General features: G+C 71.3%; 24 protein-coding genes. 14 read left to right on the top strand and 10 right to left on the bottom strand.

Annotated features, from left to right (window positions below):
* Window positions 1–387 precede the first annotated feature (387 nt).
* A complete protein-coding gene (locus tag AB0B55_RS28690) occupies window positions 388–1647 on the top strand; it encodes an amidohydrolase (protein WP_357130326.1) in 1260 nt (419 codons plus the stop codon).
* On the opposite strand, the gene AB0B55_RS28685 is transcribed toward AB0B55_RS28690, so the two are convergent.
* The gene (locus AB0B55_RS28685; protein WP_357175056.1) at window positions 1604–2557 is read right to left on the bottom strand and encodes a DUF4349 domain-containing protein; all 954 of its coding nucleotides are present in this window, start codon (window positions 2555–2557) and stop codon (window positions 1604–1606) included. The two genes, AB0B55_RS28690 and AB0B55_RS28685, sit on opposite strands and share 44 nt — an antisense overlap.
* 94 nt (window positions 2558–2651) lie before the next feature.
* On the opposite strand from AB0B55_RS28685, the gene AB0B55_RS28680 reads away from it, so the two are divergent.
* From AB0B55_RS28680 to AB0B55_RS28655, 6 genes are all read left to right on the top strand, one after another.
* The gene (locus tag AB0B55_RS28680; protein WP_357175036.1) at window positions 2652–3284 is read left to right on the top strand and encodes an MBL fold metallo-hydrolase; all 633 of its coding nucleotides are present in this window, start codon (window positions 2652–2654) and stop codon (window positions 3282–3284) included.
* 4 nt (window positions 3285–3288) lie between these two features.
* The gene (locus AB0B55_RS28675; protein WP_357175033.1) at window positions 3289–4260 is read left to right on the top strand and encodes a hypothetical protein; all 972 of its coding nucleotides are present in this window, start codon (window positions 3289–3291) and stop codon (window positions 4258–4260) included.
* Window positions 4261–4336: 76 nt separating this feature from the next.
* The gene (locus AB0B55_RS28670; RefSeq protein WP_357175030.1) at window positions 4337–5071 is read left to right on the top strand and encodes a hypothetical protein; all 735 of its coding nucleotides are present in this window, start codon (window positions 4337–4339) and stop codon (window positions 5069–5071) included.
* 67 nt (window positions 5072–5138) lie between these two features.
* Entirely contained in the window at window positions 5139–5417 is a 279-nt protein-coding gene (locus AB0B55_RS28665) for a type II toxin-antitoxin system prevent-host-death family antitoxin (protein ID WP_357130315.1), read from the top strand.
* Complete coding sequence (locus tag AB0B55_RS28660; RefSeq protein ID WP_357130312.1) at window positions 5414–5824, top strand: type II toxin-antitoxin system VapC family toxin; 411 nt, start codon at window positions 5414–5416, stop codon at window positions 5822–5824. Before AB0B55_RS28665 ends, AB0B55_RS28660 begins: the two co-directional genes overlap by 4 nt.
* A gap of 75 nt (window positions 5825–5899) precedes the next feature.
* Entirely contained in the window at window positions 5900–6859 is a 960-nt protein-coding gene (locus tag AB0B55_RS28655; protein WP_357175027.1) for a GNAT family N-acetyltransferase, read from the top strand.
* 72 nt (window positions 6860–6931) lie between these two features.
* On the opposite strand, the gene AB0B55_RS28650 is transcribed toward AB0B55_RS28655, so the two are convergent.
* Window positions 6932–7387, bottom strand: a complete 456-nt coding sequence (locus tag AB0B55_RS28650; protein ID WP_357175024.1) for a gamma-glutamylcyclotransferase — start codon at window positions 7385–7387, stop codon at window positions 6932–6934.
* Between the two features lie 165 nt (window positions 7388–7552).
* Here AB0B55_RS28650 and AB0B55_RS28645 point away from each other — a divergent pair, with 165 nt between their 5' ends.
* On the top strand, window positions 7553–8956 hold the full coding sequence (locus AB0B55_RS28645) for an NAD(P)H-quinone dehydrogenase (protein ID WP_357130303.1): 1404 nt from the start codon (window positions 7553–7555) through the stop codon (window positions 8954–8956).
* Here the strand turns inward: AB0B55_RS28645 and AB0B55_RS28640 are convergent.
* Together AB0B55_RS28640 and AB0B55_RS28635 are read right to left on the bottom strand one after the other, a co-directional pair.
* On the bottom strand, window positions 8913–9644 hold the full coding sequence (locus AB0B55_RS28640; protein ID WP_357175021.1) for a DUF998 domain-containing protein: 732 nt from the start codon (window positions 9642–9644) through the stop codon (window positions 8913–8915). The two genes, AB0B55_RS28645 and AB0B55_RS28640, sit on opposite strands and share 44 nt — an antisense overlap.
* Window positions 9645–9903: 259 nt before the next feature.
* Window positions 9904–10518 (bottom strand): DedA family protein, encoded by a 615-nt coding sequence (locus AB0B55_RS28635; RefSeq protein WP_357130297.1) that lies wholly within the window; start codon window positions 10516–10518, stop codon window positions 9904–9906.
* Window positions 10519–11021: 503 nt separating this feature from the next.
* On the opposite strand from AB0B55_RS28635, the gene thrS reads away from it, so the two are divergent.
* Entirely contained in the window at window positions 11022–12239 is a 1218-nt protein-coding gene (thrS, locus tag AB0B55_RS28630) for a threonine--tRNA ligase (protein WP_357175019.1), read from the top strand.
* Window positions 12240–12278: 39 nt separating this feature from the next.
* Here the strand turns inward: thrS and AB0B55_RS28625 are convergent, their stop codons facing one another.
* From AB0B55_RS28625 to AB0B55_RS28610, 4 genes are all read right to left on the bottom strand, one after another.
* Complete coding sequence (locus AB0B55_RS28625) at window positions 12279–14198, bottom strand: ABC transporter ATP-binding protein (RefSeq protein WP_357130428.1); 1920 nt, start codon at window positions 14196–14198, stop codon at window positions 12279–12281.
* Between the two features lie 188 nt (window positions 14199–14386).
* A complete protein-coding gene (locus AB0B55_RS28620; protein ID WP_357130291.1) occupies window positions 14387–16120 on the bottom strand; it encodes an ABC transporter ATP-binding protein in 1734 nt (577 codons plus the stop codon).
* A complete protein-coding gene (locus AB0B55_RS28615; RefSeq protein ID WP_357130288.1) occupies window positions 16114–16596 on the bottom strand; it encodes a MarR family transcriptional regulator in 483 nt (160 codons plus the stop codon). Before AB0B55_RS28615 ends, AB0B55_RS28620 begins: the two co-directional genes overlap by 7 nt.
* A 24-nt stretch (window positions 16597–16620) precedes the next feature.
* Window positions 16621–17067 carry a DoxX family membrane protein gene (locus AB0B55_RS28610; RefSeq protein WP_357130285.1) on the bottom strand — a complete coding sequence of 149 codons (447 nt, stop codon included), beginning with the start codon at window positions 17065–17067 and terminating at the stop codon, window positions 16621–16623.
* A gap of 84 nt (window positions 17068–17151) precedes the next feature.
* Here AB0B55_RS28610 and AB0B55_RS28605 point away from each other — a divergent pair, with 84 nt between their 5' ends.
* Together AB0B55_RS28605 and AB0B55_RS28600 are read left to right on the top strand one after the other, a co-directional pair.
* Window positions 17152–17703 (top strand): TetR/AcrR family transcriptional regulator, encoded by a 552-nt coding sequence (locus AB0B55_RS28605; protein ID WP_357130282.1) that lies wholly within the window; start codon window positions 17152–17154, stop codon window positions 17701–17703.
* Window positions 17704–17951: 248 nt separating this feature from the next.
* A complete protein-coding gene (locus AB0B55_RS28600) occupies window positions 17952–19841 on the top strand; it encodes a hypothetical protein (RefSeq protein ID WP_357175016.1) in 1890 nt (629 codons plus the stop codon).
* 104 nt (window positions 19842–19945) lie between these two features.
* Here the strand turns inward: AB0B55_RS28600 and AB0B55_RS28595 are convergent, their stop codons facing one another.
* Both AB0B55_RS28595 and AB0B55_RS28590 read right to left on the bottom strand, forming a co-directional pair.
* On the bottom strand, window positions 19946–21385 hold the full coding sequence (locus tag AB0B55_RS28595) for a GuaB1 family IMP dehydrogenase-related protein (protein ID WP_357175013.1): 1440 nt from the start codon (window positions 21383–21385) through the stop codon (window positions 19946–19948).
* A gap of 137 nt (window positions 21386–21522) precedes the next feature.
* Window positions 21523–23274 carry a biotin carboxylase N-terminal domain-containing protein gene (locus AB0B55_RS28590; protein WP_357175010.1) on the bottom strand — a complete coding sequence of 584 codons (1752 nt, stop codon included), beginning with the start codon at window positions 23272–23274 and terminating at the stop codon, window positions 21523–21525.
* Between the two features lie 139 nt (window positions 23275–23413).
* On the opposite strand from AB0B55_RS28590, the gene AB0B55_RS28585 reads away from it, so the two are divergent.
* From AB0B55_RS28585 to AB0B55_RS28575, 3 genes are all read left to right on the top strand, one after another.
* A complete protein-coding gene (locus AB0B55_RS28585; RefSeq protein WP_357175053.1) occupies window positions 23414–24025 on the top strand; it encodes a PadR family transcriptional regulator in 612 nt (203 codons plus the stop codon).
* 152 nt (window positions 24026–24177) lie between these two features.
* Window positions 24178–25137, top strand: a complete 960-nt coding sequence (locus AB0B55_RS28580; protein WP_357130270.1) for an ATP-binding cassette domain-containing protein — start codon at window positions 24178–24180, stop codon at window positions 25135–25137.
* A 19-nt stretch (window positions 25138–25156) separates the two neighbouring features.
* Window positions 25157–25912 carry an ABC transporter permease gene (locus AB0B55_RS28575; protein ID WP_355048901.1) on the top strand — a complete coding sequence of 252 codons (756 nt, stop codon included), beginning with the start codon at window positions 25157–25159 and terminating at the stop codon, window positions 25910–25912.
* Window positions 25913–25929 lie beyond the last annotated feature (17 nt).

The raw sequence follows: 25929 nt of genomic DNA, 5'->3' as shown, positions 1-25929 counted from the left end.
CCGGAACGCACACGGTGTGCGGTCGGCGTCGGCGAGATTATGTGAGCGTCCTTGTCCGGCCCGTTGCGGAGCGTGGTCGTCTTATTGTCGGAGTGTCAGTTCATCACCCCGACTAATGCGACAATTCGCAGCGTAGGTCCAGGGGTGGTATCGCGACTCCCGGACACTCCGCTTGGTTACGCGTTGTAGGAGGTGAGGGGGCGGATGGCGGCGTTCGAACGCGATCTACCTGCGGTCCCGCACCTCGACGAGCGCGCTCAGCAGGGCATACGTGACGCTACGCGGTCTGATCATCACCGTAACGAGGTTGCGCAGCGTCACCGTCGGAGGTCTAGGCTGTCTGCTGTCCCCGATGATCCATCCATCTCTAGTGATCGAGAATTCGACGTGACGAGTGCGTTGACGCTGCCGACCGGCGGCCAGCTGGCGTCGTCCTGGCTGGAGACCCCGCCGGGGGCCCAGCCCCTGCCCCGCGACCTGGACCACCTGCTCGCCCTACGGGTACCCGGGCTCATCGCCACGCGCCGTCACCTTCACTCGCACCCCGAGTTGTCCGGTACGGAGTTCGAGACGGCGGCCCTGATCGCCCGGGAACTCTCGCTCGCGGGCCTGAACCCCCGGCTGCTGCCCAAGGGCAACGGCGTGATCTGTGACGTCAACGGTCGTCCGGACGGCCCGGTCATCGCGCTGCGCGCCGACATCGACGCCCTGCCGCTCGACGATCCCAAGGACGTGCCGTACCGCTCCACCGTCGAGGGCGTCTGCCACGCCTGCGGCCACGACGTGCACACCTCGATCCTGCTCGGCGTCGGCATGCTGCTGGCCCAGCTCGCCGACCTCGGCGAGCTGGACGGCCGGGTCCGGCTCATCTTCCAGCCGGCCGAGGAGATCCTGCCCTGCGGCTCGTTGGAGGTCATCGAGGCCGGCGGCCTGGACGACGTGGTGCAGATCTTCGCGCTGCACTGCGACCCGAACCTGCCGGTGGGCCAGGTGGGCCTGCGCGTCGGCCCGATCACGGCGGCCGCCGACAACGTCACCGTCCGGCTCTCCGGGCCGGGCGGGCACACCGCCCGTCCGCACCTGACCGTCGACCTGGTGGACGCGCTCGGCCGGCTGGTCACCGAGGTCCCGGCCCTGGTCAGCCGTCGGGTGCCGGCCAACAGCGGGCTGCTGCTGGTGTTCGGCCACGCCTCGGCCGGCACCCGTTACAACGTCATTCCCTCCGAGGCGTGCGCCTCGGGCACCCTGCGGGTGATGGACCGGGACACCTGGGAGCAGGCTCCCAAGATCGTGGCTCAGGTGGTGCGGGACGTGATCGCCCCCACCGGCGCGACCGTCGACCTGGAGTACCTGCGCGGCCGACCGCCGGTCAGCAACGACTCGCGGGCCATCCAGGTGCTGACCGCCGCCACCAGCGCGGCGCTGGGCCCGGACGGCGTCGCCGAGACGCCGCAGAGCATGGGCGGCGAGGACTTCTCCTGGTACCTGGAGTACGTCCCCGGCGCCCTCGCCCGCCTCGGCGTGGGCCGGATCGGCCCCAACGTCGACCTGCACCGCGCGTCCTTCGACGTGGACGAGCGGGCCATCCCGGCCGGCGTACGCGTCATGGCGCAGACCGCGCTGCGGGCACTGGCGGCGGCGCGCTGACCTCGGCGACCTGTGCCGGCGACCGGCGTCGCCGGCGCAGCGCCAGCAGCAGGACCGCCAGGGGTACGCCGACCGCCACCAGCCATGGCAGCAGCGCGCCCAGAACGGTGAGCAGGACGGTCATCGAGGTGACGAACGCCTCCCAGCCGCCCTTGAGCCCGACCAGAAAGCCGGTCTCGGCCTTCTCCTCGCTGGCCTTCGCCGCCGGCCCGGCCAGCGACACCGTGATCGTGGACAGCGCCGTCAGGTCGGCCAGCCGACGCTTCTTGGCCTCCAACGAGGCCAGGTCCGCCTCCCGGCGACCCAGCTCGTTCTCCAGGGACACCAGGTCGGAGATCGAGTTGGCGCGGGCGAGCAGCCGTCGCGCGCTCTCCACGCGCGCCCGCTGCGTGATGATCCGGGCTTCCAGGTCGACGGTCTCCTCCGTGACGTCCTGGGTGTTGATCTCGCGGCTCTGCTGTCGACCGAGCTTCGCGACCTCCTCCACCACCGCGCCGAACTTGGCGGCGGGCACCCGCAACTCCAGCTCGGCCACCGCGTCGGCCTCGGCGCTGCGGCGCTGGTCCCCGCCGACGAAACCACCCGCCCGGGTGACCACCGCGCTTACCTCGCGGGCCGCGGCGTCCACATCGGTCACCTGCACCCGCATCGATCCGGTGTAGATGATCGCCCGCTGGTCGACCCGCAGATCCGGAGCGCCGGCCCCGGCGGTCCCCGCTGCCTGCGCGCCGCTGCCCTTGTCGAGCGCGGCTTGGGGGGCCTCGGCCGCCGTACCCGCCGAATCCGCTGATCCGCTGTCGCCGGCGCTGCACCCCGCGAGGGCCAGCGCCGCCACAAGTGTTCCCGCCGCCAGGAGTGCCCACCGGCGTCGCCCTGTCCGTTCGTCCATCCCCGCTCCCATCGTCGTCAGCTTCAGTGGCGATAGTTCGGACGCGACGCGTCCACCCGCTGGTTCCGGCAGACTGCGCTGAGGACATCACGATTCGATAAGTCGAGGAGTCACGATGCGGCTCACCAAGTACGCCCACTCCTGTGTCCGGGTGGAACACGACGGCGGAGTGCTCGTGGTCGATCCCGGAGTGTTCAGCGATCCCGCGACCGCGCTCGACGGCGCGGACGCGGTGCTCGTCACCCACGAGCACCCGGACCACCTCGACCCGGCCGCGGTGCGCCTCCAGCTCGACCGGCGGCCGTTCCCGATCTACGGGCCCGGCGCGCTCGCCGACACCCTGGGCGACGCGGCGGAGGCGCTGTGCCCCGTCGAGCCCGGCGAGTCGTTCACCGCCGCCGGGGTCGCGGTCCGCGCGTACGGGGGACGCCACGCGGTCATCCACCCCGACATCCCGGTGGTCGACAACATCGGTTACCTCATCAACGACGTGGTCTACCACCCCGGCGACTCGCTCGTCGTACCGCAGGAGACGCCTGTCGACACGCTCCTCGCGCCGATCCACGCACCCTGGTCGAAGTTCTCCGAGGTGCTCGACTTCATCCGGGCGGTCGCCCCGCGCCGCGCGTACGCCGTGCACGACGCCCTGCTCAACCACAACGGGTTGGGCGTGCTCAACCGGCAGTACGCGGCGCTGTCCGGCACCGAGTACCAGCGTCTGGAGCCCGGCACCCGGGTGGACGTCTGACGCGATGCCCGGCCCCTCCACGGAGTTGGTGCGGCAGCTCTACCGCACCCCACCGGACCGGTTCGTGGCGGCCCGGGACGCCGCGGTGGCCGAGGCCCGGAGAGCCGGGGACACGACCACCGCCCGGCAACTGGCCCGGCTGCGTCGTCCCACCGTCGCCGCCTGGCTGGTCAACCTGCTCGCCATCGAACGCCCCGAGCTGGTGGACGACCTGGTCGGTCTCGCCGACGCGCTACGGGCAGCCCAGCGGGAGCTGCGCGGTCCCCGACTGCGGGAGTTGTCGGCCCAGCGCCGTGCGGTGGTCGCGGCCCTGGTCGCCGAGGTCCGTACGCTCGCCGCGGCGGAGCCCGAGGCGCCACCGGCCGGCCGGCTGCCGCTGGCCGAGGTGGAGGCGACCCTGAACGCCGCGCTCTCCGACGCCGACGTCGCCGAGCAGGTACGCGCGGGGCGTCTGCTCCGCTCGGCCACCTACGCCGGCTTCGGCGAGGTGCCCCGACCGCAGTTGCGACTGGTCACCGGCGACGAGGAGGAGCCGCCGGCTCGACGGCCGGGCGCCCAGCGCGAGGGCCCGGAGCCGAACCGCCGTACCGACCGGGCCGGGGAGCGTGCCGCGCAGGCCGAGCGGGCGGCGCAGCGAACGGCTCGGGCCGAGCGGGCCCGCCGCCGTCGGGCCCTGGACCGCGAGTTGGACCGTGCCCGCGCCGACCAACAGCGGGCCGAGGACGAGCTGGCCGAGGCGGTCGGGCAGGAGCGCGACGGGGTTGCCGTACTCGATGGGATCGAGACGGAGCTGGCCGAGTTGGAACGTCGGCGCGCGGTGGCGGAACAGGACCTGAGCCGGGCGAAGCTGGCCCGGCGTGCGGCCGAACGGGCGGTGACCGTGGCCCGCCGCCGGGCGGGCGAGGTCGAGGCGGCCGTCGAGGCGTTGGTGGCCGAAGAGGGGGATGCGGACGCGGGCGGCGGGGCGGCAGACTGACATCGATGGACGACGACGAGTGGGTGGGCCGTCTGCGGGCGGCCGTCCCCGAGCCGCGAGCGCGGGTGGCGTCCGGATGACGCCGGAGCAGCTCGCCGCCGCCAGCAAACCCGCCGTCCTCGACCTCGGCGACGGGTTCAGCAGGTGTCCGAGCACGCTGCGTCGGGCTCGGCTGCTCGGCATCTCCGGCTGGGCCTTCTACATCAGCGGTCGGGCCGGGGCGCTCGGCGACGTACGCGCGGAGACGGCCGCCGCGGCGATCGGCTTCGTCGCGCCGGACGCCGTCGCGGACGGCTGGGACGCCGCCGCCCGGGTCCTGCCGCCGGTCGAGGTGGCCGCCGCGAGTCTCGCCGAGTGCTGTCGGTGGGGGACGGAGATGCTGGGCGTGCTCTCCGGGATCGAGCGCCTGGCCGACCTCGTCGAGCGGGCGGTCGCCGCCGCCGACACCAGCGGCATGCCGCTCTTCGCCGCGTGGCGGGCCATGCCGCTGCCGGACCACTCTCCGGGCGCCCGGAGCGCGGCCGGGCTGCGACTGCTGCGTGAACACTTCACGGGCGCCTACCTGCTGGCGGTGCGGGCCGCCGGCATGACCCCGCTGGAGGCGGTGCTGGCCGGGCCGGAGGGCGAGGCCGGCGCGGTGGCGTGCGGCTGGCCGCCGCCGTACCCCGCGGTCGGGCCGTTGGTGCGTCGGCGGCTGTGGGCGGAGGCGGTGACCAACCGGCTGGCCGCGCCGGCGTTCGCGGCGCTCGGCCCGGCCGACGGCACCGAGCTGGTGGAGCTGCTGCACCACACCCGCGCCGGCCTGGGGTGAACGCCCCGGCCAACGCCGATGTCAGAAGCGATGGAAGTGTAGAACATCTGGTTCTACACTTGTTCGTATGGAGCGCATCGGTGTTCGCGAACTCAACCAGAACACGAGTCAGGTGTTGGCGCGGGTAAGTGGAGGTGAGACGGTCGAGATCACCGATCGCGGTCACCCGATCGCCCGACTCGTACCCGTCAGCGACGACAGGTCGATGCTGGCCAAGCTGGTAGCGGCCGGGCGGGCCGTCGCCCCTACCGGCGGCGGTCCGATGCCGCTTCCGCCAAAGCTGGGTGACGAGGCGGTCGATGTGGCCGCCGACCTCAGCGCCATGCGTGACGAGGAGCGCTGGTGATCTATCTCGATTCCGCCGCCGTCGTTAAGCTGGTCAGGCAGGAGGCGTGCAGCGCCGACCTCGTCTCCTGGCTCAACACCCACCCCGACGTGCCATTGGTGTCCTCCGCCCTCGTCGAGGTGGAGGTGCCCAGGGCCCTGCGCCGATCCGCTCCGCAAGCGTTGATCGGGGTGCCCGCAGCCGTCGGACGGCTCTTTCGATTGGAGATAGACAGTACGATCCGCGCCACCGCGGCCGCGTTCGCCGAACCCGTGCTCCGCAGTCTCGATGCCATCCACCTGGCCACCGCCCAGGTCCTGACCAACGAGTCCGGCACCGCACTCGTCGCCTTCGTCACCTACGATCGCCGACTGCTCGACTGCGCCAAGGAAGCAGGGTTGCCCGTCGCGAGCCCCGGCCAGAACTGATCGACTGGTCGGCCAACGCCGCCGCCACGGAAAATGGGCGGCGCTCCGGGCCGACGGCTGCCAGGATCTCCTGCCGTGACCCTTCCCGCCGGCTGGACTACGCGCCGGCCCACCCTCGACGACGTGCCGGCGATCCTCGCGGTGGTGCACGCCGCCGACACCTTCGCCATCGGCCATCCCGACTTCGACGCCGAGGATGTCGAGCAGGCGCTGACCGCGCCCCACTTCGACCCGAGCCGGGACTCCTGGCTGGCGCTCGACCCGGACGACACCGTCGTCGCCTGGGCGACGGTGGACAACCCGACCGGGGTCGGCCGGGAGTTCGTGGAGGTCTACGTCGACCCCGAGCGGGCCGCCACCCTCCGTGCGCCGCTGCTCGCCCGCCAGCTCGACCGGGTCGCCGAGCGCGCCGCGGAGCGGGGACTGCCGGCGCTCACCGCCCGCTGCGCGGTGTTCGCCCCGGAGCGCGACTGGGACCGGGAGCTGCGGGCCGCGGGTTTCACCCTGGCTAAGCGGTACGTGCGGATGCGCCGCACGTTGGCCGACCTGCCCGCCGAGCCCGCCACCCCGCCCGGTGTGACGGTGCGGCCGGTCCGCTCCGACGACGAGGCCGAGCTGCGGGAGTTCCACCGGATCCACGAGGCCGCCTTCGGCGACACCCCGGACCACGAGCCGCTGTCGTACGAGCGGTGGCGGGCCCGCATCGGTGACGTGACCGCCTGGGACGAGTGGTTCGTTGCCGAGGTCGATGGGGTGCTCGCCGGCGCGTTGCAATCCTCGGACCAGGCGCTCGACCAGCAGGAGGGCTGGGTGAAGAGTCTGTCGGTGCTGCCCGCGTACCGCCGCAGGGGTGTCGGTGCGGCGCTGCTGCGCCGCGCGTTCGCCCGCTACGCCGACAAGGGCCGGCAGTTCGCCGGCCTCGGCGTGGACCTCACCAACCCGACGGCCCCGGTGTCGCTCTACCGCTCGGTGGGCCTGCGGGAGACCGGGTGGACCGACATGTACGAGCGGGTCGTCCCGGCCGCCGGTGTGTGATTGACGACCCCGGCCGGGCCCGACGGGCGTCCGGATCGGCGCCGGTTGCAGACTGGGGGCGTGGGATGCGCGCTACGGGGACGCGGTGCCGGTGGGGCGGGACCGCAGCTCGGTGACGTAGTCGTCCGGCGCGCCCGCCTTCTCGGCGGCGTTCGCGATCTCGGACAGGTACCACGACGTCGGCAGGCCGCCCTCGTACCCGTCGAACACGTAGATCCACGCCGTGACGTCGCCGTCGAGGGTGGAGACCCGTACGTGCAGCTTGCGGTAGGTGCCGGCGGTCACGCCCTCGATCTCGTCGAGCTGCGCGGCGTCGTACGGGTGGATGTCGTAGATCGCCACGAACACCCGGTCGCCGGGGGACTCGACGACGGTGCTCACCGCGCCCTCCCAGCCGATCACGTCCTCCCCGGCGAAGGTCAGCCGCCACCCCTCCAGCCAGCCGGTGCCGACCATCGGGGAGTGCGGGCAGTAGGCCCGCATCCGGGACGGATCGAGGTTTGAGCCGTAGGCGGCGTGATGACCCACGGCGATGACGATAGCCCGGCGGATGGGTGGGGGAGAATACGACTGTGCGTGTCGGATGCGCTCGGGAGAAGAAAGTCACTGTGAGCACCAACGAAGGGCGAACGTGGTGAGCGCGAGGAGTGCAGCGCGGCGGAGCCCCGCAGTCGCGAGCGAAAGGATGGCGCTGTGAGCCGGATCGTGATCATCGGCGGTGGGCCGGCCGGGTACGAGGCGGCACTGGTCGCCGCCCAACTGGACGCCGATGTCACCGTGGTCGAGGCCGACGGCGCGGGTGGGGCCTGTGTGCTCTCCGACTGCGTACCGTCGAAGACCTTCATCGCCAGCTCCCAGGTGGTCACCGGCTACCGGGACACCGAGGAGTTCGGGGTGCACTCGGACGGCCTGGAGGCGGTGACCGTCGACGCGCAGGCCGTGCACGCGCGGGTGAAGCGGCTGGCGTTGGCGCAGTCCGCCGACATCCACGCCAAGCTGCTCAAGGCGGGTGTCACCTTCGTGGCCGGCACCGCCCGCCTCGGCGAGGACGCGCTCGGGCACACCCACCGCGTCATCGTCACGCCCGCGGACGGCGGCGAGGAGTACCCGATCGACGCCTCCACCGTGCTGGTCGCCACCGGCTCGACGCCCCGGCAGTTGCCCACCGCCGTACCGGACGGCGAGCGCATCCTGACCTGGCGTCAGGTGTACGACCTGTCGGAGCTGCCGGAGCACCTGATCGTGGTCGGCTCGGGCGTGACCGGCGCCGAGTTCGCCAGCGCGTACCTCGCGATGGGGGTGGAGGTCACCCTGGTCTCCAGCCGCGACCGGGTGATGCCGCACGAGGACGCCGACGCGGCGTCGGCCATCGAGCGGGTGTTCCGCAACCGGGGCATGAACATCCTCAACAACTCCCGGGCCGACGCGGTGCGGCGAACCGCCGACGGGGTCGAGGTGGAGCTGTCCGACGGGCGCAGGGTCACCGGTTCGCACGCTCTCATCGCGGTCGGCTCGATCCCGAACACCGCCGACCTGGGCCTGGCCGAGTACGGCGTGGAGCTGGGCCGGGGCGGTTACGTCACGGTCGACCGGGTCTCCCGGACGAACGTGCCCGGCATCTACGCCGCCGGTGACTGCACCGGCGTGCTGCTGCTGGCGAGTGTGGCCGCCATGCAGGGTCGGATCGCCATGTGGCACGCCCTCGGCGAGGCCGTCCGCCCGCTGCGGCTGCGGACCGTCGCCGCGAACGTCTTCACCGACCCGGAGTTGGCCACCGTCGGCGTCTCGCAGGACGAGGTCGACGCGGGCAAGGTGCCGGCCCGGCAGGTGATGCTGCCGCTGTCCGGCAACGCCCGGGCCAAGATGGACGACCTGTCCGACGGCTTCGTGAAGTTGTTCTGCCGCCCGGCGAGCGGTCAGGTGATCGGCGGCGTGGTGGTCGCCCCGAAGGCCAGCGAGCTGATCCTGCCCATCACCATGGCCGTGGAGAACAATCTGACGGTCAACGAGCTGGCCCAGACGATCACCATCTACCCCAGCCTCTCCGGCTCCATCACCGAGTCCGCCCGCCAGCTAATGCTCCACGAACTGGAGTAAGCGCCCGCGCCCCATCCTCGTCGATCATGGACTTGTGGTGGCCGTTATGCGGCGTCACACCCCTTTCGTGGGGCACCACAACTCCATGATCGACGGGTGCACGCCGGACCTGGGTCACCGCGACCGTCGCCAGGACCGCTACCTCGGTGAGGATCAGGAGGCGTTCGGCCAGGCCGATGAGCAGGCGGTCGCCGGGGTAGGCGGACCAGACCATTGCGGCCGACAGGGCCAGGCTGAGCACGACCAGGGCGCGTAGCGTCCTGGCGGTGGGCGTCAGGTCGGGGCGACGCGCGAGCAGCCAACCGCCGACGGGGAGAGCCAGGAAGGCGACCACCGACGCGTACCGGTGCACGTAGGCGGATGCGGTCATGGCGGTGCCCGGCTCGTTGGTCGGCACCACGGCGGCCAGCAGCAGCCCCGCGACCCAGGCGACGAGCAGCAGTTCGGCCGCTCGGCCGGGCGGCGGGCCGGTACGACGCAGCCCGTACATCACCGCGACGGTGGCGAGCGCCAGCACCACCATGGCGACGTCGATGACACCGCCCCGGTCGGAGACGGCGAAGTCGCTGATGGTCAGCGCCCACGGGTTGAGGTCGTCGTTGACTTCCAGGTGGCCGATCACGGTGAGCAGCGCCGCCACGGCGATCCCGCCGAGGGCCAGCAGGCCGGTACTCCGGGTTCCAGGCATGCCTCAGCCTGTCGCCGCGAACACCCCAGCCAGATCCGGGACCGCCACCGACTTGGCCCCCAAAACCCACCCCTACAGGCCGGTCCGCCCTCGCCCCCGCCCCCGCCCCCGCCCCAGCGCTCGCCCTCGCCCTCGCCCTCGCCCTCGCGATCTTGCACTTTCGGTTGCCGTTATGCGGTTATCCGCCACAATTGCCGCGACCGAAAGTGCAAGATCGCGGAGAGTGGAGAGTGGAGAGTGGAGAGCGGAGAGCGTGCACTCAGTCGACGGGGACTTCGGCGGCGGCGCGGGCGTGGCGGGCGCTGACCAGGGTCATCGCCCAGCCGGCCGCCGCGAAACCGGCCGCCGCGGCGACGGCGATGATGGCCAGCCGCCAGGCCGACTCGGTGAGCGCGGTGCCGCCCAGGTGTCCGATCAACGCGCCGTAACTGGCCCAACCCAACGCGGCGATCATCTCGTAGAGCGCGAACAGCCGGTACGGGTAGCGGCTGCGGCCGGCCGAGAAGCAGGCCGCCATCCGTCCGCCCGGCACGAACCGGCAGAGCAGGATGACCAGCGGGCCGGGTTGTCGGAGACCCTGGGTGACCCGGCTGGCGACGCGGCGGGCGCGGCTGAGCTCCGCGTGCCGGGGTGCCCGCCGGTCCGGGGCGAGCCGGCCGAGCAGGTAGCAGGCCAGATCACCGGCGAACACGCCGAGCGCGCCCACGGCGATGGTGACCGGCAGGCTGAGGCCGCCGTACACGGTCAGCGCGCCACTGGTGATCATGACGATCTGGGTGGGGATGACGGGTACGAAGGCGTCGGCGACGAGGAGCCCGAGCAGCACCAGGTACGCCCACGTCGGCGACGCGACGTCAGTCAGTAGTTCGGGCACGCCTGCCACCTCGCCGGATGCGGCCGATTGGGTGTCTTGAGCCTGACGGCATGGCCGGCGTCACGGTGGAGGGGCCCGGGGCGTCGTGACCGCCGACACCACAGGGCCACCCTGTTCCAACGAGGCAGGCGTCCCGCTGGTGACGGTCCCAGCGCAGCCCGAGGTGGTCGCCGGATCGGCGTGCGTCGGCGTACCGTGGTCGGCGCGGCCCAGCACGCCGGGTCCCCCGTTCCTGACGATGCGGGCCGCTCAGGGCCGCCGGCGGGTCCCGCGCCGGCGGCCCGTCCCTCTTCCCGCCGCCGCAAATCCGGGTGCGTCCCCGACCGCCCGACGGGTAGCGTCGCGGCATGCGCAGCGCGAAAGTGACGACGACGCCGGGTGTCCCCGGCGTGCCGCGCTGACGTAACCACCGTCGACCAGGCCCGGGGCGATCCGCCCCCGAGGGCCGTTCGGCGTTCGGTGTCCAGGTCGCCTCCGGGTCGTACCCGATCCAGGAGCCCGACATGATCGACCACCGTAGGCTCGGCCGTGAGCTGGACCTGTTCGTCTCCGACCCGCTGGCCGGCGCCGGCCTGCCCATCTGGTTGCCGGCCGGCGCCGCCGCCCGGCACGCCGTCGAGGAGTACGTCCGGGAGTTGGAGCGCCGCTCCGGCCACCGGCACGTCTACTCGCCGCCGCTCGGTAAGCGGGAACTCTTCGAGCTCTCCGGCCATCTCGGCTACTTCGCCGACGACATGTTCCCGCCGCTGCGACTGAGCGCCGACGACGAGTTCGTGCTCCGGCCGGCGCTCTGCCCGCACCACGCGTTGGTGTTCCGCGCCCGGGGCCGCTCCTACCGGGAGCTGCCGCTGCGCGTCGCGGAGCTGGGCGGGATGTACCGCGCGGAGCGTTCCGGGGTGCTCGGCGGTCTGTCCCGGGTACGCGCCATCTCCCTCAACGACGCGCACATCTTCTGCGCTCCCGAGCAGGTCGGCGCGGAGGTCGCCGAGATCCTCGGGCTGATCCGCGCCGCGCACGCCGCGCTCGGCGTACGCCCGGCGGGGTTCCGGCTGTCGCTGCGCGGACCGGGCGGGAAGTACGTCGGCGACGACGCGCAGTGGGCCCGCGCCGAGGACCTGCTGCGGGGCGCGCTGGCGGGGGTGGAGTACGTCGAGGCGCCGGGCGAGGCCGCCTTCTACGGGCCGAAGATCGACATTCAGATCGTCGACGCGGCGGGCCGGGAGTCGACCATCTCCACCATCCAGGTCGACTTCGACAAGCCGGAGCGGTTCGACCTGTCGTACACCGACTCCGACGGCGGCCGGCGTCGGCCGGTGATGCTGCACCGCAGCCTGGTCGGCAGCATGGAACGGCTGTTCGCGTACCTCATCGAGGCGCACGAGGGGGCGTTCCCGGCCTGGTACGCGCCCGTCCAGTTGGTGCTGCTGCCGGTGGACGACGGGCAGGCCGACGCGGCTGCCGACCTGGCCCGGCGGGCCGTCGACGCCGGGCTGCGGGTCGAGGTCGACGCCGCCGGCTCGCTGGGCGCCCGGGTCCGGGACGCGGCCCGCCGCCGCGTCCCGTACCTCGGGGTCCTGGGTGCCTCCGAGGCCGCCGCCGCCGCGCTCGCCCTCCGGCTGCGCGACGGCCGTGCCCTGGCTCCGATGCCGGCCGACGCCGCGCTCGCCCTGATCGGCGGGCAGGTCGCCGCCCGCGCGGCCGATCTGCTCCCGCCGGGCTGACCCGCCCGCCGATCCGGTTGTGTGCACGACCGGCCGCCCTCAGACCGACGCCGGTTGGGCGGCGGTGGCCGGCTCCTCGTCGACCGCCGCGCCGGTGAACTGTGAGCGGTAGAGCCGGTGGTACGCGCCGTGCGCGGCGAGCAACTGCTCGTGGGTGCCCTGCTCGACGATGCGACCCTCCTCCATCATCAGGATCAGGTCGGCGTCCCGGATGGTGGAGAGCCGGTGCGCGATGACGAAGCTCGTCCGGTCCGAGCGCAGCGCCGCCATCGCCCGCTGGAGCAGCACCTCGGTACGGGTGTCCACCGAGCTGGTGGCCTCGTCCAGGATGAGCAGGGACGGCTCGGCGAGGAACGCTCGGGCGATGGTGATGAGCTGCTTCTCGCCGGCGCTGACGTTGCTGCCCTCCTCGTCGATGACCGTGTCGTAGCCGTCGGGCAGGCTGCGCACGAACCGGTCCACGAAGGTGGCTCGGGCCGCGGCGACGATCTCCTCCTCGGTGGCGTCGGGTCGGCCGTAGGCGATGTTGTCGCGGATGGTGCCGCCGAACAGCCAGGTGTCCTGGAGCACCATGCCGATCCGGCCACGCAGGTCGTCGCGGCGCAGCGTGGTGACGTCCACCCCGTCGAGCGTGATCCGGCCGGCGTCCAGCTCGTAGAAGCGCATGATCAGGTTGACCAGGGTGGTCTTGCCGGCGCCGGTCGGGCCGACGATCGCCACCGTGTGCCCCGGCTCGGCCACCAGCGACAGGTCGTCGATCAGCGGCTTGTCCGGCGCGTACCGGAACGAGACGTGCTCGAACTCGACCCGGCCGTGCGGGTCGACGACCCGGGCCGGCTGGGCCGGGTCGGGGCTCTGCTCGTCGGCGTCGAGCACGGCGAAGACCCGCTCGGCCGACGCCACCCCGGACTGGAGCAGGTTGGCCATCGAGGCGAGCTGGGTCAGCGGCTGGGTGAACTGGCGGGAGTACTGGATGAACGCCTGCACGTCACCGAGGCTCATCGCCCCGGAGGCCACCCGCAGACCGCCGACCACGGCGATCGCCACGTAGCTCAGGTTTCCGATGAACATCATCGACGGCATGATGATCCCGGAGATGAACTGTGCGCCGAAGCTCGCCCGGAACAGTTCCTCGTTCTTCGCGTGGAAGGCGGCCTCCACCTCGCGCTGCCGGCCGAAGACCTTCACCAGCTCGTGCCCGGTGTACGCCTCCTCGATCTGGCCGTTCAACGCGCCGGTGTGCGTCCACTGCGCGATGAACTGCTTCTGCGACCGCTTGGCGATGCGTTGGGTGACCAGCACCGACAGTGGCACCGCGACGAGTGCCACCAGGGCCAGCAGCGGCGAGATCCAGAACATCACGGCCAGCACGCCGATCACGGTCAGCAGCGAGGTGAGTAGCTGACTGAGGGTCTGCTGGAGGCTGGTGGAGATGTTGTCGATGTCGTTCGTGACCCGGCTGAGCAGCTCGCCACGGGGCTGCCGGTCGAAGTAGGGCAGTGGCAGTCGGTTGAGCTTCTCCTCCACCTCGGCGCGCAGCCGCAGCACCGTGCGCTGGACCACCCCGTTGAGCAGCCAGCCCTGCCACCACGCCAGCACGCTCGACGCCAGGTAGAGCCCGAGCGCCAACAGCAGCACCCGGCCCAGCGCGTCGAAGTCGATGCCCACCCCGGGCACCACGTCCATCCGGGACAGCATGTCGGCGAAGCTCTCGTTGCCGCTGGCCCGCGCCGCCGCGACGGCCTGGTCGGCGGTGGTGCCCGCCGGCAGTTGCCGACCGATCACCCCGCTGAAGATGAGATCGGTGGCGTGGCCCAGGATCTTCGGACCGGCCACGCTGAAACCGACGCTCACCACGGCCAGGGTGATGATCGCGCCCAGGTGCAGCCGGTGCGGGCGCAGCCGGCCGAGCAACCGTCGCGCCGACGGTCCGAAGTTCATCGACTTCTCGGCGGGCATTCCCGCGCTCATCCAGGGCGGGCCGCCGCCCGGTCGGCCCGCCGGCAGCCGCTTCGGCGTCTGCCCGTCGCCGCCGGGCTGCTGCGTGGCGCCGCCGCCGGGCTGCTCGGCGTCGCCGGTTGGCGTCCGCGGGTCGCCGGCCGGCTTCTGACTGGGTACGGCCGCGGCGCGCGGCTCGTTCCGCTCGCTCACGCCGCCACCTCCGCCGTCTGCTGGGAGGCCACGATCTCGGCGTACGTCGGGCAGGTCTCCAACAACTGGGCATGTCGTCCCACTCCGACGACCCCTCCGTTCTCGAGCACGATGATCTGGTCGGCGTCGACGATGGTGGACACCCGTTGGGCCACGATCACCACCGCCGACTGCGCGGTGATCGGCCGTAGCGCCGCCCGCAGCCGGGCGTCGGTGCCGAGGTCGAGCGCGGAGAACGAGTCGTCGAACAGGTAGATCTCCGGCTGCCGGACCAGTGCCCGGGCGATGGCCAGGCGTTGGCGCTGCCCGCCGGAGACGGTGCTGCCGCCCTGTGCGATCGGCGCGTCCAGCCCGCCGGGCATCTGGGCCACGAAGTCCCGGGCCTGGGCGATCTCCAACGCCGCCCACAGCTCCTCGTCGGTGGCGTCCGGGTTGCCGTAGCGCAGGTTGCTGGCGACCGTGCCGGTGAACAGGTACGGCCGCTGCGGCACCAACCCGATGCGTCGCCACAGCTCGTCGGGTTCCAACTCGCGTACGTCGACCCCGTCGACCAGCACCGCGCCGTCGGTCACGTCGACCAGGCGCGGGACGAGCGACAGCAGGGTCGTCTTGCCGGCGCCGGTGCTGCCGATGATCGCCGTCGTGGTGCCGGCGGTGGCGCGGAAGGAGATGTCCCGCAGCACCGGCTCGACCGCCCCGGGGTACTGGAACCGCACCCCGCGCAGCTCCAACTCGGCCCGGCTGGGCAGCTCGGTGACCGGGGTGGCGGCGGGGACCACCGAGGAGTCGGTGTCCAGCACTTCGACGATGCGTTCGGCACAGACGGCTGCCCGGGGCACCATCATCAGCATGAAGGTGGCCATCATGACGGCCATCAGGATCTGCATCAGGTACGCCAGGAAGGCGGTGAGCGCGCCGATCTGGATCGCGCCGGAGTCGACCCGCTGCGCGCCGAACCAGAGCACCGCCACGCTGGACACGTTGAGCACCAGCATGACCACCGGGAAGATCAACGCCAACAACCGTCCGGTACGCAGGGCGGTGGCGGTCAGGTCGGCGTTGGCGACACCGAAGCGCTCCGTCTCGTACGGCTCGCGGACGAACGCGCGGACCACCCGGATGCCGGTGATCTGCTCGCGCAGCACCCGGTTGACCGTGTCGATCCGGGTCTGCATGAGCCGGAAGCCCGGCACCATCCGGCGGATGATCGCGCTCAGCGCGACGGCCAGCACCGGCACGCTGACCAGCATCAGCCAGGACAGCCCGATGTCCTCGCGCAGCGCCATGACCACCCCACCGACGCTCATGATCGGTGCGGCGACCAGCATGGTGCAGCTCATCAGTACGAGCATCTGCACCTGTTGGACGTCGTTGGTGTTGCGGGTGATCAGCGACGGCGCCCCGAACCGGGCCACCTCGCGGGCGGAGAAGCTGTTGACGTGCGAGAACAGCCGGGCGCGGACGTCCCGGCCGAAGCCCATGGCGACCTGCGCGCCCAGGTAGACGGCCGCGATCGAGCAGACGATCTGGATCAGACTGACCAGCAGCATCCAGCCGCCGGTGTGCACGATGTAGCCGGTGTCGCCCCGGGCCACGCCCTTGTCGATGATGTCGGCGTTGAGGCTGGGCAGGTAGAGCGAGGCCATGGTGCCCACGAACTGGAGCAGCACCACCGCCACTAGCGGTCTGGAGTACGGGCGCAGTTGGCCGCGTAACAGTCGGATCAGCACGACGTTTCCTCCGCGTCGGTGGGTCGTCCGGTCATCTGCGGGTCGTGGCCGCTGCCGATGACTTCGAGTAGGAACTCCCGGATCACCTGGGCCTTCGCCGGGTCGGCGTCGACCGAGGTGAGCGGGCGTCCGGAGTGCATGAGAGCGCCGAGCGCGGCCACCCGTTCCCGGCCGGCGGGGGTGATGGCGAGTCGGATGCTGCGCCGGTCGCTGTCGTCGCGCTGGCGCTCGACCAGGCCGTCGCGTTCGAGGGTGTCGACGATGCCGGTCAGTGTTGCCGGGCGGACGAACCCCTTCTCGGCGACCTGGCGGTGGGGCAGCTCGCCGTGCCGGGCGAGCGTCATCAGGGTGATCATGCCGGCCTGGGTGAGGCCGTGTTCCTCGGCGAGGAAGCGGTTCCAGCGCTGCCCGACGAGGTGCCCGGCCACGACCAGTAGTCGTCCCAGCGGCACATCCTGGAGGGTGATGAGTTCCACGAGAGCAGATTAGCCCCCTGATAGTCAGGGGCCAAACGAAATAGCCGCGGCGGTGGCGACGAACACGAGTTGCAGGATCGCGCGCTGACCCAGTGGGGTGACCGGGCGTCCGGCGAGGGTCAGCCTCCGGCGTGCGGCCGAGGCGTTCGCCGGGAACATCGCGAGCAGGAGCAGGCCGAGCCCGGCCGCGGCGAGGCGGGCGGTCGTCGGGATCAGCAGCCCGACCGCCCCGACCAGCTCCAGTGCGCCGGTGAGGGTGACCAGCAGGTCCGGCCGGGGTAGTCGGGGCGGAACCATCGCGATCAGGTCGGCGCGGCGTCGGCCCACGAAGTGCGCAACGCCGGTCAGCACGAACATCAGGGCCAGTCCGACCCGCAGCGCGGGATGCCAGCCGTCGAGCGCGGAGACGCCGGCCAGGCCGGCCAGGCGGGCCAGTGCGCTGCCGGCGATCAGGACGATCAGGGGTGCCATCGGAGTCCTCCTCGGGGAAACTTGTCGGTGACAAGATTGCGGTGGTCGGTGGCATCTTGTCAATGGCAAGATTAGGATTCGGGCATGACCGAGACGCGTCCGTACCACCACGGCGACCTTCGCCGCGCCCTGCTCGCCGCGGCGCTGCAGGCGATCGAGGAGGTCGGACCCGCCGCGCTGAGCCTGCGCGACCTGGCTCGTCGGGCCGGTGTCTCGCACGCCGCGCCCGCGCACCACTTCGGTGACAAGGCGGGGCTACTCACCGTTCTCGCCACGGAGGGCTTCGACCGGTTGGCGCAGGCGCTGGTCGCCGCCGGCGACGACCTGCTGACGGCCGGCGTCGCGTACGTGGACTTCGCGGTGTCGCACCGCGCCTACTTCGAGGTGATGTTCCGGCCCGAGCTGCACCGGGTCGACGACCCCGAGCTGACCGCCGCCCGCGAGCGGGCCGGCGCGGCACTCCGCGCGGGGGTGGCCGCCCGTGGCGCATCCGGCGACACCGGCCTGGACTCGCTCGCCGCCTGGTCCATCGCCCATGGATTCGCCACTCTGTGGCTGGCCGGCGCACTACCGGACCGCGTAGGTGGCAGCCCCGGCAACGCAGCCCGCGAAGTCCTGGGCCGCCTAACTGGGTAGACACGCGGCAGCATCCCGCGTCGCGAAGCGGCGTGGGGTGGGTCGTGGTGTAGCGGTGGCTGACGGCGAGGTCGAGAGTGACGCGGCAGAGCCGTGTGCGGAGTTGGGGCGGGCACCGATTCGGGTAGGCCCGTTTCGTGTTGAACCTTGGTCGTGGATGCCCCGTTGGGGAGCTGGACAGCGGTCATCCACGCGAGAGGACCAGAAGCATGCCCCGACGACGCGAATCCGCCCCCGCTTATACGCCGATGGCCTACCAGCAGATCATCGACGACCCGGGCCTCGCCGATCCCAGCCTCGTGCTGGACTGGGCACACAAGTCAGGTCGACTCGCCCGCGGCTCCGATCACATCGCCAAGTTGAGCCGGGGAGTGTTGGGGGACTTTGCCCGGTCGCACGGGCTCCCCGCCGGCTACTTCACACTTGAGTCAGATGGCGCGACATATTTTCTGGGAAAGCATCCTGATCTTGCCCCCGGCGGTGCCGACCCGAGGTCCGTGGCAGCTCGGCGAATTGACCCGCCCGCCCGCTGGGGGCGAGTGTTCGTACCGGCGGCCTATCAGGCGGTTATCGACAACCCGAGCATCGCCGATCCCAGCCTCGTGCTGGACTGGGCACACAGGTTAGGTCGACTTGCGCGTAGCTCCGATCACCTCGGTCAGTTGAGCCGGGCAGTGTTGGGGGAATTTGCCGAGTCGCACGGGCTCCCCGCCGGCTACTACACACTTGAGTGGGATGGCGCGAAGTATTTCCTGGGGAAGCATCCTGATCTTGCCCCCGGCGGTGCCGACCCGAGGTCCGCGGCAGCTCAGCGAATTGACCCGCCCGCTCGCTGGGGGCGAGTGTTCACCCCGGCGGCCTATCAGGCGGTCATCGACAACCCGGGCATCGCCGATCCCCGCATCGTGGTGGCCTGGACGCATGCGACAGATCGAATGGCACCTACCGCCACCAGCCTCGCTGTTATGGGCCCGGGAGTGTTGGATGACTTTGCCCGGTCGCACGGGCTTCCCGCCGGCTATTACACGTCTGAGCAGCTTGGCGCGAAATATTTCCTGGCGAACCATCCTGATCTTGCCCCCGGCGGTGCCGACCCGAGGGCCGCGGCAGCTCAGCGAATCGACCCGCCCGCCGGCTGGCCCCCGCGACTGTTCGTACCGGTGGCCTACCAGGAGGCCATCGACAACCCCGCCATCGTCGATCACTCACTCATCGCGGCCTGGGCTGGCGCCACCGGCCGACTCGCCAATCCCAACGCCAGGCTTCTGAGCCTGGCGGTGGTGAACGATTTCACCGATGCCCACGGACTGCCCAGACGTTCGTTCATCCTGAACGTATACGGCAACAGCTCCGTCCTGCACCCGAACCCCGACCGCTTGCCCCCGAGGGGCGACCCGGAGATCGCGGCACCCGGCAGGATCCCACTGCCCCAGGGATGGCGCCCGAGCGTACCCGTCGAGGCGCACCAGAACGAACAGGTCATCGACCCGCCACAGCGGCTGCCCGCCCCAGGCAGCCCCGCCCGTTCCTACTCGACGCCCTCCGGGCCGTACACCCACGACGCAGCACCCCCGTACTACGCCGTCGCACCCGCACCAGGGTCAGAGCCGATGTCCCAGAACACCAACCTTTATTCGGTAGCGGCTCAATCATCATTCACACCCCAGGACCCCTACTCGTACCCCTCGCCCGAGGTCAGTCAGTACCCGGCTCAATACGACACGAGCGCGTCCTACGGCGTCAACCAGCCGACCCTTTACGCGCCCAATTACGGGTCCACCTATGCGCCCTCTTACGAGTCCGCCTACGCGCCCACCTATGCGCCCTCTTACGAGTCCAACTACACCCAATACGCCGACAGCGCAGGTCCCGCCTTCAACCCCGCCGGCCCGAGCTACGCCCCCACCGCCGCCACGCCGGCCATCCAGTACGGCAACAGCAATGTCGACCAGCGAGCCATCAGCTACACAACGGCACGGATGGACTCCATGAGCATCACCAGCGCCAGCTGGCACCCCGACGCGGCACGCATTCCCTCATCAGGAGCCCCGACGCACCGCCAGGCCGATTACAGCGTCACCGAAAGCAGATCACCAACTCCTGAACAGCGCCCCAGAAAACAGCGCAAACGCGCTTGACCGTCGAGCCCGGCCATGCCGATCTTGGGGGCAGCCCCGTTGACCCCAAGTGGCGTGTCGTGGCAATGACATCATGAGCCGCGCGAGCGCGGACCGGTGGGTTCTTACCAACTGGTGGGGAGGGGCATTCCTTCGGTGTAGCCGGCGGCGCTCTGGACGCCGACTATCGCTCGCTCGTGGAACTGCGTCAGGTTGCGGGCACCGGCGTAGGTGAAGGCGCTGCGTACCCCGGCGATGATCTCGTCGATCAGATCCTCGACGCCGGGGCGGTGCGGATCCAGGTACATCCGGGCCGAGGAGATGCCCTCCTCGAACACGGCCTTGCGAGCCCGGTCGTACGGGCTGTCGTCGGCCGTACGGGCGCTGACCGCCCGCGCCGAGGCCATCCCGAAGCTCTCCTTGTACCGCCGCCCGTCCGGTTCGGTGTAGAGGTCACCGGGGGACTCGTAGGTGCCGGCGAACCACGAGCCGATCATCACGTTCGACGCGCCGGCGGCGAGCGCGAGCGCCACGTCGCGGGGGTGACGTACACCGCCGTCGGCCCAGACGTGCCGGCCCAGCTGCCGGGCGGCCGTCGAGCAGTCGAGGACGGCGGAGAACTGCGGCCGGCCCACGCCGGTCATCATCCGGGTGGTGCACATCGCGCCCGGGCCGACACCGACCTTGATGATGTCCGCGCCGGCCTCGACCAGGTCGCGTACGCCCTCGGCGGTGACCACGTTGCCGGCCGCCACCGGTACGCCCGGGTCCAGCTTGCGGACCGCCTGCAACGCCGAGATCATCCGGGCCTGGTGGCCGTGCGCGGTGTCCACGACCAGCGTGTCCACCCCGGCTTCGAGTAGCGCGGCGGCCTTGCCGGTGACGTCCCCGTTGATGCCGACCGCCGCCGCGATGCGCAGCCGACCCCGGTCGTCGACGGCCGGCGTGTAGAGGGTGGCTCGCAGTGCGCCCTGTCGGGTGAGCACCCCGACCAGCCGGCCGTGAGCGTCCACCACCGGAGCGAGCCGACGCCGGCCGGCGGAGAGCCTGTCGAAGCCGGTACGCGGGTCCGCGTCGGCCGGCACGGTGTGCAGCTCGGTCGACATGACGTGTCGCAGCTGGGCGAACCGGTCCACTCCCACGGTGTCCGCCTCGGTGACCACGCCCACCGGCCGGCCGCCGTCGTCGACCACGATCACCGCGCCGTGCGACCTCTTGGGCAGCAGGTGGATCGCGTCGCCGACGGTCTCGGTAGGGCCCAGGGTGATGGGCGTGTCGTAGACCAGGTGCCGCTGCTTGACCCAGGAGACGACGTTCGCCACGACCTCGATGGGGATGTCCTGCGGGATCACCGTGATCGCGCCCCGACGGGCTACCGTCTCGGCCATCCGCCGGCCGGCGACCGCCGTCATGTTCGACACCACCAGCGGGATGGTGGTGCCCGTGCCGTCGCCGGTGGACAGGTCCACGTCTAGGCGGGAGCCGAGGTCGGAGCGGGCCGGCGCCATGAAGACGTCGGTGTAGGTCAGGTCGTGCGCGGGGGCCGCGCCGGAAAGAAACCGCACCCGGCCATCATTCCCGCCCATGGCCGCCCGCGCCCACCTCGGTGCGGCAAACCACCCCCACCGAGCCCCGCCCGCCCGGACAAACGTAAGGAAGGGCCCCTTCTTATACACGAGGCGATAACAAGGTGCCCTTCCTTTCAGGAGATGGTGCAGATGGGCGCGCCCGCCGTGATCACGGCACCGACCTCGGCGGCGAGTCCGCTGACCGTACCCGCCTTGTGGGCGTGCAACGGCTGCTCCATTTTCATCGCCTCCAGCACCACCACCAGGTCGCCCTCGGCCACCGTGTCGCCGTCGGCGACCGCGATCTTGACGATGGTGCCCTGCATCGGGGAGGTGAGCGCGTCGCCGCCGACCGGTACGCCGGCCTTGGCCCCGCCCCCGCGCCGGGTCGGCTTGCGGGAGGCGGTTGAGGCTGTGGTCGTACTCCCGCCGAAGCCGGCCGGGAGGCTGACCTCGATGCGCTTGCCGCCGACCTCGACCACGACGGTGTCGCGTTCCGCCGGCGCGTCGGCGGTGCCGGCGGCGGCGGCGAACGGCGGCACGGTGTTGTGGAACTCGGTCTCGATCCACCGGGTGTGCACGGTGAACGGCTCGGCGGTGAACGCCTCGTCCCGCACGACGAGCCGGTGGAACGGCAGCGCGGTGGCCATGCCGTCGACGACCATCTCGTCGAGGGCGCGGCGGGCGCGCTCCAGCGCCTCGGTGCGCGTCTCACCGACGATGATCACCTTGGCGAGCAGCGAGTCGAAGTTGCCGCCGATCACGTCGCCGGCCGAGATGCCGGTGTCGACCCGCACGCCCGGGCCGCTGGGCAGGCGCAGCGCCGTGACCGTGCCGGGCGCGGGGAGGAAGTTGCGGCCCGGGTCCTCGCCGTTGATCCGGAACTCGATGGCGTGTCCGCGCGGCGTCGGGTCCTCGGTGATCCGCAGCTTCTCGCCGTCGGCGATCCGGAACTGCTCGCGGACCAGGTCGATGCCGGCGGTCTCCTCGGTGACCGGGTGCTCGACCTGGAGTCGCGTGTTGACCTCCAGGAAGGAGATGGTGCCGTCCTTGCCGACCAGGTATTCCACGGTGCCGGCGCCGTGGTAGCCGGCTTCGCGGCAGATCGCCTTGGCGCTGGAGTGGATCTGGGCGCGCTGGGCGTCGGTGAGGAACGGCGCGGGAGCCTCCTCCACGAGCTTCTGGTGCCGGCGCTGCAACGAGCAGTCCCGGGTGCCCACCACGATCACGTTGCCGTGCTGGTCGGCGAGGACCTGCGCCTCGACGTGGCGGGGCTGGTCCAGGTAGCGCTCGACGAAGCACTCGCCCCGACCGAACGCCGCGACGGCCTCGCGGGTGGCCGACTCGAAGAGCTGCGGGATCTCCTCCATGGTGCGGGCGACCTTGAGGCCCCGACCGCCGCCGCCGAAGGCCGCCTTGATGGCGACCGGCAGGCCGTGGTCGACGGCGAACGCCATCACCTCGTCCGGGCTGCCCACCGGGTCCGGGGTGCCGGGGACCAACGGCGCGCCGGCGCGCTGGGCGATGTGCCGGGCGGTCACCTTGTCGCCCAGGTCGCGGATCGCCTGCGGGGTCGGACCGATCCAGGTCAGCCCGGCGTCGATGACGGCCTGGGCGAAATCGGCGTTCTCACTGAGGAAGCCGTAGCCCGGGTGCACGGCGTCGGCGTCGGCCCGGGCGGCGACCTCGAGTAGCTTGTCGATGCGCAGGTACGTGTCGGTCGCGCTGTCTCCGCCGAGCGCGTACGCCTCGTCCGCGAGCGTGGCGTGCAGGGCGTCGCGGTCGGAGTCCGCGTACACGGCGACGCTGCCCAGGCCGGCGTCACGACAGGCGCGGATGACCCGGACGGCGATCTCGCCGCGGTTGGCGATCAGTACCTTGCGCACCTTCGTGGCTCCTCCCGGCAGGTTACTGACGGGGAGTGTATCGGCCGCCCCGGGCGGCCCCTAACGATCGCTCAGTGTGGGATGGGGCACTGGTTTAGTCAAACTTGGCTATTACGCTTGTCTGGTGTCTGCGACTCGGATGATGATCCTCGGCCTGGTGCGGTGGATGCAGCCCGTGCACGGTTACGACGTGCGCCGCGAGCTGCTGAGCTGGAGCGCCGACAAGTGGGCGAACGTGCAGCCCGGCTCGATCTACCACGCGCTGCGCAAGCTCACCGAGGAGGGGCTGTTGCGGGCCGTCGCCACCGAGCAGGTCGGCGCCCGTCCGGCGCGTACGACCTACGAGGTCACCCCGAAGGGGGACGACGAGTTCGAGACCCTGTTGCGCAACTTCTGGTGGAACTTCACCGAACCCGTCGACCCCTTCACCGCGGCCTTCTCGTTCCTGCCCGCGATGCCCCGGTCCGAGGCGGCGGCGGCGCTGCGCAACCGGGCCAACCTGCTGCGGGCCGGCATGGAGTCGATGCGCGCCTCGCTTCAGTCGGACTGGGTGCGTAACACCAAGCCGGTGCACGTCAGTTGGATGTTCGAGCTGTGGTCGGCGCGGGCGGAGGCGGAGCTCAGCTGGTGTGAGCGCATCGCGGAGCGGATCGAGTCCGGTGTGTCGTACCTGCCTGCTGAACTGGCGGACGCCGAGGGTTGGTCGGGCCCACGGGAGGGCGAGGAGCGGTTCAATCGCAACGCGAAATAATCAACGTTGACTACAAGCGCTATATCGCGTTAGCCTGCTGTCGGCACAGCGGGGGAGTGCGCCGTCCGGCGTCGTCCCACTCGACGGCCGGCCCACCGGTCCGACCGACACATGACGGCCGGCGCGGCCGGCCCGACCGACCAGGAGCAGAAATGATCGAGACCAGGGGGCTGCGGAAGTCGTTCCGCTCCCGCGCGGGTCGAGAGACGAAGACGGTGGACGCCGTGCGCGGCGTCAACCTCGAGGTCGCCGAGGGCGAGATCTTCGGCTTCCTCGGCCCGAACGGCGCCGGCAAGACCACCACGCTGCGGATGCTCGCCACGCTGATCGAGCCCGACGGCGGCGAGGCCACCATCGCCGGGGCGGACCTCCGCAAGGACCCGGCGGAGGTCCGCCGCCGGATCGGGTACGTGCCGCAGGGCGGCAGCACCTGGGACGAGTCGACCGCCCGCGAGGAGCTGGTCCTGCACGCCCGGATGTACGGCATCGGCAAGGCCGACGCGCAGCAGCGCGCCGTCCGCGCCCTGGAGGCTTTCCAGCTCACCGAGTACGCCGACCGCAAGTGCAAGACCTACTCCGGTGGCCAGCGTCGACGGGTCGAGATCGCGCTCGGCATCATCCACGAGCCGAAGATCGTCTTCCTGGACGAGCCGACCACCGGCCTCGACCCGCAGAGCCGCGCCCACATGTGGGACGAGATCCGGCGACTGCGCAGCGATGGGATGACCGTCTTCATCACCACGCACTACCTGGACGAGGCCGACGCACTCTGCGACCGCATCGCGATCATGGACAACGGCGAGGTCGTCGCCGAGGGCACACCGGCCGAACTCAAGCGGGAGATCTCCGGCGACGTGGTGCTCGTCGGCCTCGACGTGGCCGCCACCCCGCAGGCGGCGAAGGCGCTGGACGGCGAGCCGTACGTCAACAAGCTGGAGACCGTCGACGAGGGTGGCCTGCGCCTCTACGTCGACGAGGGCGCCACCGCCATTCCCCAGGTGCTACGCCGCCTCGACCAGGCCGGGCTCGAGCTGCGCTCGATCGAGCTGCATCGGCCCAGCCTGGACGACGTCTTCCTGACCAAGACCGGCCGCTCGCTGCGCGAGTCCTGACCCCCCGGAGAGACGACTCATGAAATTCGCCCGCGACACGTGGCTGATCTTCCAGCGGCAGATCCAGCTCCTGCTGCGCAACCCGGTCTGGGTCTTCGTCGGCGTGTTCCAGCCGGTGATGTACCTGCTGCTCTTCGCCCCCCTGCTCAAGCCGGCCCTGAACGCGCCCACCCAGGCCGCCGCCTACAAGATCTTCGTACCCGGCCTGCTGGTGCTGCTGGCCATCTTCGGCGGCCTGTTTCAGGGCTTCGGCCTGATCGCCGAACTGCGCGCCGGCGTCATCGAACGCTCCCGGGTCACCCCGATCAGCCGCCTGGCACTGCTGCTCGGGCGCTCGCTGCGCGACGTGGTCTCACTCGTCGTGCAGGCCGTCATCATCACCCTGCTGGCGCTCCTGTTCGACCTGCGGGTCTTCATCGGTGACCTCCTGCTGGCGTACCTGATGCTCGCCCTCATCGCGCTCATGACCTCGGCCGTCTCCTACGGCGTCGCGCTCAAGGTCAAGAGCGAGGACGCGCTGGCCCCGCTGATGAACACCGTGGCGCAGCCGGTGCTGCTGCTCTCCGGCATCCTGCTGCCGCTGACCTTCGCTCCCGGCTGGTTGCAGGGCATCGCCGACTGGAACCCGTTCTCCTGGGCGGTCGACGGCACCCGGGCGCTGTTCGCCGGCGACCTGGGCAGCGACAAGGTCTGGCAGGGCCTGACCATCACCGCGGTCCTCGCCGCGCTGGGCGTCTTCTGGGCCGCCCGCCAGTTCGCCCGCAGCGTCCGCTGACGCTCGCCCCGGGGCCG

The organism is Micromonospora sp. NPDC049107 (assembly GCF_040648595.1).
Taxonomy (GTDB): domain Bacteria; phylum Actinomycetota; class Actinomycetes; order Mycobacteriales; family Micromonosporaceae; genus Micromonospora.
This window is presented reverse-complemented; position numbering and strand designations above follow the sequence as displayed.

What these genes read in the sequence shown, in the direction of transcription:
- AB0B55_RS28680 (WP_357175036.1), top strand. Translation starts at nt 2,652, where the DNA reads ATGCGGCTCACCAAGTACGCCCACTCCTGTGTCCGGGTGGAACACGAC.
- AB0B55_RS28675 (WP_357175033.1), top strand. Translation starts at nt 3,289, where the DNA reads ATGCCCGGCCCCTCCACGGAGTTGGTGCGGCAGCTCTACCGCACCCCA.
- AB0B55_RS28670 (WP_357175030.1), top strand. Translation starts at nt 4,337, where the DNA reads ATGACGCCGGAGCAGCTCGCCGCCGCCAGCAAACCCGCCGTCCTCGAC.
- AB0B55_RS28665 (WP_357130315.1), top strand. Translation starts at nt 5,139, where the DNA reads ATGGAGCGCATCGGTGTTCGCGAACTCAACCAGAACACGAGTCAGGTG.
- AB0B55_RS28640 (WP_357175021.1), bottom strand. Translation starts at nt 9,644, where the DNA reads ATGCCTGGAACCCGGAGTACCGGCCTGCTGGCCCTCGGCGGGATCGCC.
- thrS (WP_357175019.1), top strand. Translation starts at nt 11,022, where the DNA reads ATGATCGACCACCGTAGGCTCGGCCGTGAGCTGGACCTGTTCGTCTCC.
- AB0B55_RS28625 (WP_357130428.1), bottom strand. Translation starts at nt 14,198, where the DNA reads ATGCCCGCCGAGAAGTCGATGAACTTCGGACCGTCGGCGCGACGGTTG.
- AB0B55_RS28610 (WP_357130285.1), bottom strand. Translation starts at nt 17,067, where the DNA reads ATGGCACCCCTGATCGTCCTGATCGCCGGCAGCGCACTGGCCCGCCTG.
- AB0B55_RS28605 (WP_357130282.1), top strand. Translation starts at nt 17,152, where the DNA reads ATGACCGAGACGCGTCCGTACCACCACGGCGACCTTCGCCGCGCCCTG.
- AB0B55_RS28600 (WP_357175016.1), top strand. Translation starts at nt 17,952, where the DNA reads ATGGCCTACCAGCAGATCATCGACGACCCGGGCCTCGCCGATCCCAGC.
- AB0B55_RS28585 (WP_357175053.1), top strand. Translation starts at nt 23,414, where the DNA reads ATGATGATCCTCGGCCTGGTGCGGTGGATGCAGCCCGTGCACGGTTAC.
- AB0B55_RS28580 (WP_357130270.1), top strand. Translation starts at nt 24,178, where the DNA reads ATGATCGAGACCAGGGGGCTGCGGAAGTCGTTCCGCTCCCGCGCGGGT.
- AB0B55_RS28575 (WP_355048901.1), top strand. Translation starts at nt 25,157, where the DNA reads ATGAAATTCGCCCGCGACACGTGGCTGATCTTCCAGCGGCAGATCCAG.